This is a genomic window from Corynebacterium mycetoides (genome assembly GCF_900103625.1).
GTDB classification, from domain to species: domain Bacteria; phylum Actinomycetota; class Actinomycetes; order Mycobacteriales; family Mycobacteriaceae; genus Corynebacterium; species Corynebacterium mycetoides.
Genome location: NZ_LT629700.1, coordinates 298662 through 310435, shown reverse-complemented (window position 1 = coordinate 310435; position 11774 = coordinate 298662). Strand labels below are relative to the sequence as shown.

The 11774-nt window shown below is 64.8% G+C and carries 7 protein-coding genes; 4 read left to right on the top strand and 3 right to left on the bottom strand.

Annotated elements, in window-relative coordinates; all coding sequences use genetic code 11:
• Positions 1-4: 4 nt before the first annotated feature.
• Positions 5-817: an SWIM zinc finger family protein gene (locus tag BLS40_RS01585; RefSeq protein WP_092147880.1), complete on the bottom strand. Its 813-nt coding sequence runs from the start codon at positions 815-817 to the stop codon at positions 5-7.
• 1 nt (position 818) lies between these two features.
• Complete coding sequence (locus BLS40_RS01580; protein ID WP_092147877.1) at positions 819-3947, bottom strand: DEAD/DEAH box helicase; 3129 nt, start codon at positions 3945-3947, stop codon at positions 819-821.
• 165 nt (positions 3948-4112) lie between these two features.
• On the opposite strand from BLS40_RS01580, the gene putP reads away from it, so the two are divergent.
• From putP to BLS40_RS01565, 3 genes are read left to right on the top strand one after another with little or no spacing between them, the layout of a single operon-like run.
• Complete coding sequence (putP, locus tag BLS40_RS01575; RefSeq protein ID WP_092147874.1) at positions 4113-5666, top strand: sodium/proline symporter PutP; 1554 nt, start codon at positions 4113-4115, stop codon at positions 5664-5666.
• The gene (locus BLS40_RS01570) at positions 5667-6293 is read left to right on the top strand and encodes an HNH endonuclease family protein (RefSeq protein ID WP_231908484.1); all 627 of its coding nucleotides are present in this window, start codon (positions 5667-5669) and stop codon (positions 6291-6293) included.
• A gap of 10 nt (positions 6294-6303) precedes the next feature.
• Entirely contained in the window at positions 6304-6792 is a 489-nt protein-coding gene (locus BLS40_RS01565) for a DUF2269 domain-containing protein (RefSeq protein WP_092147871.1), read from the top strand.
• Positions 6793-6939: 147 nt separating this feature from the next.
• On the opposite strand, the gene BLS40_RS01560 is transcribed toward BLS40_RS01565, so the two are convergent.
• Positions 6940-9117: a DEAD/DEAH box helicase gene (locus BLS40_RS01560; protein ID WP_092147867.1), complete on the bottom strand. Its 2178-nt coding sequence runs from the start codon at positions 9115-9117 to the stop codon at positions 6940-6942.
• A gap of 246 nt (positions 9118-9363) precedes the next feature.
• On the opposite strand from BLS40_RS01560, the gene BLS40_RS01555 reads away from it, so the two are divergent.
• A complete protein-coding gene (locus tag BLS40_RS01555) occupies positions 9364-11769 on the top strand; it encodes a DNA cytosine methyltransferase (protein WP_092147864.1) in 2406 nt (801 codons plus the stop codon).
• Positions 11770-11774 lie beyond the last annotated feature (5 nt).

The window sequence follows — 11774 nt, the reverse complement described above, 5'->3', positions numbered from 1 at the left end:
GACATCACTGACGCGTCAGCTCGTCGTAGAGGTCCTCGATGTCCGCGACCGCGCGCAGCTGGTCGATGTTGGTGAACGAGACGGTCTGCATCGCGCGGTGCAACAGGTCGATGTCGGAGTCCTCGATCATGGGCGCGACCTTGGGCTGTGGCACGTCCGGCAGTTCGCGGCCGGCCCAGAAGTACTTCGATCCGGCCTCCGAGTTCTCCTTGGCCACGGCCGCCGCGCGGTTTCGCACACCTTGTTCGAACGTGTTCAGGCTCAGGTTGCGCAGGGAGAACAACACCTCCGGGGAGGCGGTGATGAGCTCGGCGGCCTTGTCGGCGACGGCGACGCAGTGCTTGCACACGGGCGCGGAGTCGGGGCAGGTGCACTGGAAGCGGATCGCGGTCGGGTCGGGCGCGAGCAAGATGTCGAGCACGTCGTCGTCGAAGTCGCCGGTGCGCGCCCGCGTCACCGAGTTCGCCCGTCGCGCCATCACGTCGAGCGCCTCCTGCACGTCGGCGGCCGAGCGCCGCGGCAGCTGGATGGACACGGAGAACGGGTCGTTCTGGCTGCCGGCGACCAGGCCGTCGAAGCCGCCGGAGCGCGCGGTGATGTCGATGACGTGGCCGTCGGCGGCGTACTGGCGCCCGCGCTTGATGCGCCCGGGCTCCGTCTGGCGCACGGCCGCGTTGAACAGGCGCATCGCCGCCGGCGAGTAGTTCGGGGCGCGGGTGTCGCGCTCGTGCGGGGCGCCGACCTCCTCCGGCGTCGATACGCGGCGGCGCGCCCCGAAGTTGGCGTAGATCACGTTGTCTTCGCGTGGTCTGGGCATGTTAATCCTCCTCCGCACGGTAGCTCATCAGCCGGGCGAGGTCCTCGGTGTCCAGCTCGGTGATCCAGCCCTCGCCCTCCCCGACGACGGCGCCGGCTAGGTGCATCTTGCCGTCGAGCACGTCCTGAATGGACTCCTCCAGCGTGCCACGGGTGATCATTTTGTACACGGTGACGTCCTTGTCCTGGCCGATGCGGTAGGCGCGGTCCGTTGCCTGGTTCTCCACCGCCGGGTTCCACCACCGGTCCATGTGGATGACCACCGACGCCGCGGTGAGGTTGAGCCCCGTGCCTCCCGCCTTGAGTGAGAGCAGCATCGCGGGCGGGCCGTCGGGGGATTGGAACCCGACCACCATGGCGTCGCGGGCGTCCTTGCTCACCCCGCCGTGGAGGAAGGGCACGGGCTCGCCGAGCCGGTCCGACAGGTAGGGCTGCAGGATCGCGCCGAAGGCCTTGTACTGGGTGAAGATGAGCACGCGCTGCCCGGAACTTACCGCCTCGTTCAAAAGCTCCATGAGCATGGCCACCTTGCCGGAGCGGTGCTTGCCCTTGACCGTCACGGCCGAGCCGTCGCCGAGGAAGTGCGCCGGGTGGTTGCAGATCTGCTTGATGCGCGTGATCGTCGCCAGCACGAGCCCCTTGCGCGCCATGCCCTCGCGCTGCTCGAGCTCCCGTTCCACGTTGCGCACCAGCGCGGAGTACAGCGCCGCCTGCTCGGGCGTCATGTCCACGGCGACGATGTGCTCGTTCTTCTCCGGCAGGTCGCCGGTGATGGCGGGGTCGGTTTTCAGCCTGCGCAGGATGAACGGGGTGGTCAGCCGCCGCAGCCGCTCGCTCATCTCGTCCGCCAGCGCCTCGTCCCGGCGCGACTCGATCGCCTTGGCGAAGTGGTTGCGGAAAAACGTCTGGCTTCCCAGCATGCCGGGGTTGACAAAATCGAGCAGGCTGCGCAGCTCGGAGAGCTTGTTCTCAATCGGCGTGCCGGTCAGCGCGATGCGGTGCCGCGCGGGGATCGCGCGCACGCTTTTCGACGCCCTCGTGCCCGCGTTCTTGATCGCCTGCGCCTCATCCAGCACCACGTGGTCCCAGCCGATGCGCGAGAGGTCCTTCACGTCGCGGCCCGCCACGCCGTAGGAGGTGATGACGATGTCGGCGGCGTCGATGGCGGCGAAGAGCTCGTCGCCGGTGAGCCGGTGCGAGCCGTGGTGCACGGCGACCTTCAGCTCGGGCACGAACCGGGCCGCCTCGCGCGCCCAGTTGCCCACGACGGACGTCGGCGCGACCACGAGGGTGGGGCCGGTGCGCTCGCCGCGCTCGCGCTCCACGGCGAGCAGCGTGAGAAGCTGCAGCGTCTTGCCCAAGCCCATGTCGTCGGCCAGCACGGCGCCCAGGTTGGACCGCGACATGAAGTACAGCCAATCCACCCCGCGGCGCTGGTACTCACGCAGTTCGGCGTTGACCCACTCCGGGATGTCGATACGCTCCGGTGCGGGACGTTCGGTGCCCGCCACCAGGGAGGTGAACCACTGCGAGCCGGAAAACTCCACCGGGGTCTCCGCCTCGGCGGCCGATTCGACCGCGAGATCGCGCAGCTCGGCGGCGGAGACCAGCCCTTCGGCGCCGCCGGATTCCGCCATCTGCTCGTACTCCTCGCGCAGGCGCCGCGCCTCGGCGGCGAGCCGGCCGGCGTCCGGGTCGCCGTTGGCCTCCGCCAGTTCGGCGCGGGTGCGCGCGGCCTCCGCCTCGCGCTTCGCCCGCGTCAGGGAACTGTCCGCCAGCTTCTCCATGTAGCGCTTGGTGTTTGCCAGCGCGGCGCCGTCGGCAAGCACCCACTGCCCGCGCAGCCGCACGAGGCCCGACTTGGACGAGACCAGTTCCTCCATCTCGGCGTCGGTGAGCTCGAGGTCGCCGATGGAGACCCGCCAGTCGTACGTCACCAGTGTGTCGAAGCCGAGGTGCGTCACCGTGGAAGAATCGTGGGGGTTTGCCTCCTGCGTCACGTGCAGCCTGGCGGTGGTCCCCGCCTGCGACCAGGCGCGCGGGAGCATGAGCGCGAACCCGTTCATGCGTAGTTTAGCGGCGTCGACGCGGACGAACTGCACGATCTCGTCGGTGGTGAGGTAGACGTCCCAGTCGCCGTCGTCAAGCGGCGGGGTGCCGGCGCGGCGGGGGTGCGCGTCGTGGTCGACCAGGGAGGTGACCTCGGTGGCCCGGTAGAGGTCGCGGCGCAGGGTCTGGGCCGTGGAGGAGTCGTACTCGTGCAGGCGCACCGGCCGCGGCGCGTCCGTGCCCGAGCGCACCTGCACGCGCACCGGCCACTGCGCGGCGCCGGCCCGCTCGACGTCGGCGGACTCGGCGGGCTGCTCCACGATGAAGACCAGCTGCAGGTTCACCGCCGTGATGGAACCGTTCCAATCGCTGAGCTGGCGCGTGAGCTCTGCCCCGCCGCGGCGCAGCGGCGTGGCGCTGAGCAGGGAGTGGACGAAGTCGTGCCACGGGTAGGGCCGGGAATCCTCCTCCATCCGCTCCGAGGCCGCGAGCTGGGCGCTGGCGATCCAGTGCACGAGGGTTTGCGCGATGTCCTCGTCCAGGCTCGGGTTGTTCACCGTCAGCACGCCCGGGGCGGCCGCGAGCATCTCGGCCAGCCAGCCGCGCTCCTCCACGCCCGTGCCCAGCTGCCACTCCGCGTACCACAACCCGTCGCGGTAGGGCACGTGGATGCTCACGCGGCCTGCACGGACGAACGCGCGCAACCCCACGTACGCCCGGATCAGCCAGTACAAATCGGGCGCGATGGCGGCGCGCTGCTGCCTGGTCTCCTTGGTCGCATTGGTTACAGCCGGGGAATCCTCGTCCAAAAACGCCAGCGACGCCAGAAACGAGATCGCCTCGTTGGGGGCGAACGCCGCCGTGGGCGCCCGCAGCTCCACCTGCTTCCCGCGCGGCGTTTGCAGACGCACCCGCGCCCGGTGGCGGAAGCGCGCGTCATCCAACTGGGCCTCCACCACCGGCGGAAACGTGCCGGCCGGGACCTGGGACGGCAGGACGATCTTGTGCCCCTCGACCTGCTCAACCCACAGGTTGAGGCCGGACTCGGGCAACCAGAGTCCGTGCAGGAGGAATTTTGGCATAACCACCCTTATACCACGCGCCCCCGACGCCGTCTCCTGCACAGTTCGTTGCGGGTTTAGCCGGCCCCTGCGGTGTGAAGTACCCTGTGGGGACAGTTCGAGCACCCGGAAACGGGTTCGACCCAACCTTGGAAAGTGACGGTCACAAGCGTGGACAATGTGTGGATGATCGTGGCCATCGTGCTGTACTTCGGCGTGATGCTGGCCATCGGCTACTACTCCTGGCGCAGGACGAAGAAGTACGACGAGTACGTCCTCGGCGGGCGTGACCTCCCGCCGTTCGTCGCGGGCATTTCCGCGGGCGCCTCCGACATGTCGGGCTGGCTGCTCATGGGCCTGCCGGGCGCGCTGTTCGTCACCGGCATGAGTGAGCTGTGGATTGTCATCGGCCTGCTCATCGGCACCTGGGCCAACTGGAAGTGGGTCGCTCCGCGCCTGCGCTCCTACTCCGAGGTCGCCGGCAACTCCATCACGCTGCCGAGCTTCTTTGAAAACCGCACCCGCGACACCTCCCGCGCGCTGCGCATCGCCGCCGCCGTGATCATCATCTTCTTCTTCACCTTCTACGTCTCCTCCGGCATGGTGGCCGGCGGCAAGTACTACGAGTCAACCTTCGGCGGCGACTACGTCACCGGCATGCTCATCGTCGGCGCGGTCACCGTGATCTACACTTTCGTCGGCGGCTTCCTCGCGGTGAGCTACACCGACGTGGTGCAGGGCGCCCTGATGTTCCTGGCGCTGCTCATCGTTCCCGTCATGGCCCTGTTCACGCTGGACAACCCGGCGGACATCTTCTCCTTCGCCGCCGAGAACCCCTACGGACCCTTCCCGGAGCCGAACACCACGTACTTCAACGTGTTCGCCGGGGTGTCCGCGGTGACCATCATCGGCAACCTCGCCTGGGGCTTAGGCTACGTCGGCCAGCCCCACATCATCACCCGCTTCATGGCGCTGCGTTCGCCGGCGGAGGCGGCCTCGGCGCGCCGCACCGGTACCTTCTGGGTCACCCTGTGCTACATCGGGGCGATCCTCACCGCGCTGGTGGGCACGGTATTTTTCACCCAGACGGGCGCGTCGGTCACCGACCCGAGCGGCGAGACCATCTTCCTGGACATGGCCCGGGTGCTGTTCCACCCGCTCGTGGCCGGCATCATCTTGACCGCGGTGCTCGCCGCGATCATGTCGACAATGTCCTCCCAGCTGCTCATCACCTCCTCCGCGCTGATCGAGGACCTCTACCGCGTCGCCGGCCGGCGCCGCCCAAGCGGCGAAACCCTGCTTCTGCTCTCCCGCGCGATGGTGGTGCTCGTCGCCCTCGTGGCCATCGCGCTGGCCGTCAACCCCTCCGACACCATCCTCGGCCTGGTGGGCTTCGCGTGGGCGGGCTTCGGCGCCGCCTTCGGCCCCGTGGTGGTGGCCTCGCTGTACTGGAAGCGCCTGACGGCCCAGGGCGCGCTGGCGGGCATGATCGTCGGCGCGCTGACCGTGTTCATCTGGGGTTCGGTGGACTCGCCGTTGACTGAGCTCTACGAGATCGTCCCCGGCGTCATCCTGGCCACCGCCGTCATGGTCGCCGTCTCGCTCGCCACCCGACCGCGGCCGGGGGTCGCGGACGAGTTCGACACCGCGCTGCGCGTGAACAGCTTTGCCGTGAGCCACCCCGAGGCCACCTTCGCCGAGGCCCTCGAGCGGAACCGCGGGGGCTCCCCGTCCGTCTAAGTGGGTGTGCGCTTTTTCCTCGCCCTCCTTGTCGCTGTAACCCTCGCCGTCCTTCCCTTCCCCACCCCGCGCTCGCTTATCGACGCCCCCACGAACGCGCCTCCCCCACAGCGGGCCACCGTCATCGGCTACTCGCGCGACGCTTTCGGCCCCGGCTGGGCGCCCGCGCCCGGGGGCTGCGACACCCGCACGGTGCTCATTGCGCAGGAGTTCGGTGCGGCTCACTGCGCCGTGCCGCAACGAAAGTGGGACCCGCGCACGATGCGCCGCGTGACCGACCCGTACACCGGCGCGCCCCTAGACCCAGCCGAGGTGGAGATCGACCACGTGGTGCCGCTGGCCGCCGCCTGGGACACCGGGGCTCATTCCTGGAACCGCGAGCGCCGCGTCCGCTTCGCCAACGACCCCCGCAACCTCGTGGTCACCTCCGCCACCGCCAACCGGGACAAGTCGGACCAGCTGCCCAGTGAGTGGCTCCCGCCCGCCCCGCGCGCCCGCTGCGCCTACGCGCGCCAGCTCGTCGCCGTGGCCCGCGACTACGAGCTGGCGCTGCCCGCGCCCGACCTGCGTGCGGCGCGGCGCGCGTGCTCGGGTTTCGCCGGGCTGATCGGCGCATCCACCCTGTAAGGTGTGGGACATGACTACTGTTTTCGTACTCCTCCACGTGGCTGCCGCCATCCTGCTGCTCGGCCCCGTCATGGTGGCCGCCTCCATGTTCCCCCGCCAGTCCGCCGAGGCCCGCACCGGAAGCCAGGAGGCAGTCGGCCGCGCGACAGTTCTCCAGCGCTTGACCTCCACCTACGGCATGATCTCCGTCCTCGTTCCCCTGCTGGGCGTCGTGGTGCTCATCTTCGGCTGGGAGCACTTCAAGACGAACTACTTCCTCCACACCGCCATCGTGCTGGCGGTTATCGCCTGGGGCATCCTGTTCGGCATGGTCATCCCGCAGCAGCGCAAGATTATGGGCTCCCTCAACGCCCTGGACCCGGCGGAGGCCGACCCGAGCGATTACACCGCCAACTTCGAGAGCGCGAAGGCCAAGGCCACCGCAGGCGCGGGCATCTTCAACCTGCTGGTCATGATCATCCTGATCCTGATGTACCTGCCGTCCGGCATCTTCGCTTAAGTTCTTCCTCGGCGCGCGTGCGCGGCCCGTCCCCGGCGTTGGGGGCGGGCCGTTTTTGTTGGCCAGCATGTGATCAAACGAAGCGCCACGGGACAGAAAAAGGGGCGGGGAGATTCCTCTCCCCGCCCCTTGCGTCGTTGCTAGCTTCTAGTCGCGCCAGTCGCGGTCACGGCCGCCACGTCCGCGGCCGCCGAAGCCACGGTCGTCCCGGTCGCGTCCACCGCGGCCACGGCCGCCGAAACCGCCGCGCCCACCGCGATCCCCACGGTCGCCGCCGTAGCTGCGCGCAGCCCCGCCCTTGTCGCGCTGGATGTTAATCAGCTGACCGGAGATCCGGGTGTCCGCGAGGCGGTCGAGGACAGACGAGTCCAGGCCCTTGGGCAGCTCCACCAGCGTGAAGTCGCCGCCGATGGTGATGCGGCCGAAGTCGCGCGAGTTCAGCCCGCCTTCGTTCGCAAGAGCGCCGACGATGGCGCCCGGGCGCACGTGCTGGCGCTTGCCCACGTCGAGACGGTAGGTGTCGAAGTTCTCGCTGTCGTTCGGGCGTCCGCGGCCACCGCGATCTCCACGATCTCCCCGGTCCCCACGGTCGAAGCGGTCGCGCCGCCCGCCGCGATCACCACGGTCCCGATCGCGACGGTCGTCGCGATCCCAGTTGTCACGGTCGCGCCGGTCGCGCTTGTCCTTCGGCGGCTCCTTCATCAAGAAGTCGCCGGCCGAATTCGCCTGGGCGGCGAGTGCCGCGGCGATGTCATCCATCGGGATGTTATTCGCATTCGAGTACTCGCGGACCATCGCCTTGAAGACGTCCTGGTCCTTGGACTCGAGCGAGGCGGTGATGGAGTCCATGAACTTGAGCTTGCGGCTCTCGTTGACCTCGTCGACGGTCGGCAGTTCCATCTCCTCGATCGTCGCGTTGGTCACGCGCTCGATGGAGCGCAGCATGCGGCGCTCGCGCGGGGTGACAAACAGGATCGCCTCGCCGGTACGCCCGGCGCGGCCGGTGCGGCCGATTCGGTGGACGTAGCTTTCGGTGTCGTTCGGGATGTCGTAGTTGAACACGTGGCTGATGCGCTCGACATCGAGGCCGCGGGCGGCGACGTCGGTGGCGACAAGGATGTCGAGGCGGCCGTCGCGAAGCTGATCGACGGTGCGCTCACGCTGCTGCTGGGCGATGTCGCCGTTGATGGCGGCTGCGGAGAATCCGCGGGCGCGCAGCTTCTCGGCCAGCTCCTCGGTTTCGTGCTTGGTGCGCACGAAGACGATCATCGCCTCGAACTCGGTGACTTCGAGGATGCGTGTGATGGCGTCGAGCTTGTTGCGGTGCGCCGTGAACAGGTAGCGCTGCGTGATGTTGGTGTTGGTGCGGGTCTCGGACTTGACCGTGACCTCGGCGGGGTCGTTGAGGTACTGCTTGGAAATCCGGCGGATGCCGTTCGGCATCGTCGCGGAGAACAGTGCGACCTGCTTGGTGTCCGGGGTGTCCTCGAGGATGCGCTCGACGTCCTCCTGGAAGCCCATGTTGAGCATCTCGTCGGCCTCGTCGAGGACGAGGAAGCGCAGGTTGGAGATGTCCAGCGAGCCCTTCTCCAGGTGGTCGATGACGCGGCCCGGGGTGCCGACGATGATCTGGGCGCCGCGGCGCAGCCCGGAAAGCTGGATGCCGTAGGCCTGGCCGCCGTAGATCGGCAGGACCTGGATCTTGCCCAGGTGGTCAGCGAACGACTGGAAGGAGTCCGCGACCTGCAGGGCGAGCTCGCGCGTGGGGGCGAGAACGAGGGCCTGCGGGTGGCGCAGCTGCGGGTCGATCTGGCTAAGGACCGGGAGCGCGAACGCGGCGGTCTTGCCGGTGCCGGTCTGGGCGAGGCCGACGACGTCGCGGCCCTCCATCAGAAGCGGAATGGTCTCGGCCTGGATGGGCGACGGCTGCTCGAAGCCGACCTTTTTCACGGCGTCGATGACGCTCTGCGGAAGGCCGAGAGCCTCGAACCCGTTCGCGGGCTCGGGCTCCGGCACGGCCTCCGCGGGGGCCTCAGGTTCTTCCGGCGCTGCTGCCTGGGCCGGTTCGTCCTGCTCTGCGTCTACGCTCTCGACGTTCTCAGCGCTCTCGGTGCGCTCAGCGTTCTCAGCGTTCTCGGTGCTCTCAGTTGCGGTGGCTTCGGGTTCTACCGAAGCGCCGGTGTCCTCAGAAACTCCCGCATCCCTGGTGTCTTCAGCGGCGGGGGCGTTTTCGGCCTCCGCGACAACCTGCGGGGTGTCCTGATTTTCCGACAATTTCATGTCCGGCTCAAACTCGCTGCCGGTAGCGTTTTCGGAAGTGCTCATTGTTTCCCCACCATACGCGACATGCGGCGAGTTTACTATTCGGCGCATTGGATCAGATTCAGGCGCTCAGTGGGACCCCCGACGACGAGTCCGGATCAATCGATTAGTTTTGAGCTGTGGTCTCGAATCACCGAGCTCGAGTTTCTAGAATTCACCGGCCCATTTGCGGTATAATCCCACCAAAGCGGACCTGAAGGAAAATTTTTCGAGTTCGCTTTTCTTTTCCTTCATGGCTACCATGTTTTCATGGCATCCGCACCAGCACCCTCGTATGTAAGCCTGTTCAGCTCCGGAGGAATAGGCGACTTCGCTTTTCGTAACGCTGGGTTCCATTGCGTCGCCAGCGCCGAGCTAATCTCGAGAAGGCTGGAGGTGCAAGCCCTCAACAATATTGCTGATCCGGAGGATTTGATTTGCGGCGATCTGAGGGTCGATTCAGTCTTTCAAAAAGTCCTCGATCGCGGGCACAGATGGAAATCCGACTGGGGAGAACCGATAACGTGCCTACTAGCCACACCACCATGCCAAGGTATGTCTGTCGCCAATCACAAGAAAGGTGACGAGCTCGACCGAAATTCGCTGGTTGTCCGCTCAATTGAAGCCGTGGAGATTCTCAAGCCCCTCACTTTTGTGTTTGAAAACGTTCCTGCTTTTATGAGGACGGCCTGCACCGGCATGGACGGCCACGACCGGTCCATTGGCGAAGAAATTTCAAGGGTCCTCTCTAGCTCCTACGAATTCTTCTCAGTCGTCTTGGGACTCGAAAAGTTCGGGTCACCCTCAAGCCGCAAGCGATCGATCACTATTGGCGTCAGAAACGATGTTCTCTGGGCAAGTCCGCTCGACTTGTTTCCCGATAGGAAGTCGGCACCCACACTCCGTGAATTGATCGGAGACTTGCGCCCGCTCACCACTATGGGTGAGATTGATCCGGACGATCCCCTCCACGCATTCCGCCCCTACCAAGAGAGAATGCGTCAATGGATCAGCGGTTTACCCGAAGGTATGTCCGCTTTCGACAACCCCGACCCCGGATCAAGGCCGCATAGAGTTATAAATGGAGAGATCGTTCCAAACGTTCGAAAGAACGGTGACAAATATCGTCGAGTCTTCTGGGACGCAATTGGCCCGTGCGTCCACACCCGAAATGACATCCTCGCCTCTCAGAATACAGTTCACCCCAAGGATGATCGCGTCTTCAGTATTCGTGAGCTGATGCGCATGATGGGAGTTCCAGACAACTTTAAGTGGTTCGAGTCTTCAGACGTGCCGCTCACGGTGACCCTTAAGAAGCATGCTCCCAACATTCGTCAATGTCTGGGCGAGGCCGTACCTTACCCAATTGCTTACGCCATCGCATCGAAAATTAGGAGCGCCGTTTGGAACCTATCACGGTTCCGAGCCGGCAAACCCTTGCTGAAAGCTGGCCCCTGGGAAACGGATGCACAATCCGCCGCCTACCGGAACTTAAAAGCGACGCATAAATCAACCTTGGCAGCATATTACACCCAGCCACTCGTTGCATTTTCGGTGTTGAACCAGTCCTGGAAATTGGCCTCTCGCAAGAGAGTGTCGGTTCTCGAACCGTCCTCCGGAGGTGGGGTATTCCTCGTTCTCTTGGGCCAACTAAGCAACTTAATTGGCAAGGAGTTGGAGATAACTTCTTTGGATATCGACACGTCGGCGATCAACTTTCAGAAAGAACTTATCCAGAATTCAAACTATCCATTTTTGAGAATCGCGTACAAAGTGGGCGATTACCTCAAATTAGAAACGGAACAGTTCGACCTGATAATCGGAAACCCTCCGTTCGGCCGGAAAGCACTGGACCCTTCAAGCCCGTGGTCGGTTCATCAGGAAATGGCAATTCGGTTCGTGTGCAAAGCTATCGAAGAGGGAGACCAGGTTGGCTTTGTTCTTCCGAAAGCGCTGCTACACGCCTCTACATATCGCGGTCTGCGAAACGTGCTAGCAACCGCGACCGTTGTCGAGTCCATCTTCGATTATGGCGAGCTGTGCTTTCCTGAAATTCAGGTGGAAACGATCGGTCTTTGCCTAGCCACAGCGTCACGACCCAAGGGCTCAGATCTCATAACGGTGAAGAGTTGGCCCCGACAGTCCCAACGCAGCTGTGAAAGGGCTTACTGCCTTGACCCCAAGTTTCCGACGTGGGTCATCTACCGGGGTCCAGAATTTGACCGAGTTCTCAATCACTTGTCACTCGGCAAACTATCTGCATGGCGTGATCGGACAATCACGCGCAAGATGTCGCGCCCAGAAGGAACACGGGTTATTCGCGGTCGTAATCTGCAGCCGAACCAAATAGTCGCTACGAAAGACGACTATTTCGTCGAAGAAGCTATAGCAAATACCGTTAACAAGAAAATTGGGGAAAAAACTTACGGAACATTATTTTATGCACCAAACCTGTCCTACTATCCGCGCTTGGTGCGCCGAGACGAAGCAGATGGAATTCCAGACGGCAGCGCAGCAGTGCTGTTCGGCAACCTAAGCCGAGAGGAGGAAAGCCGCCTGCTGGACTTCTGCAATTCGGAAGAATTTACAAACTTTTTCCGAATTGCGTGCAATTTCGCGACGAGATCAATCAACCTCGACGACAGCCTCTCGTTCTGGTGGGGCGTACCCCACTGAAAATC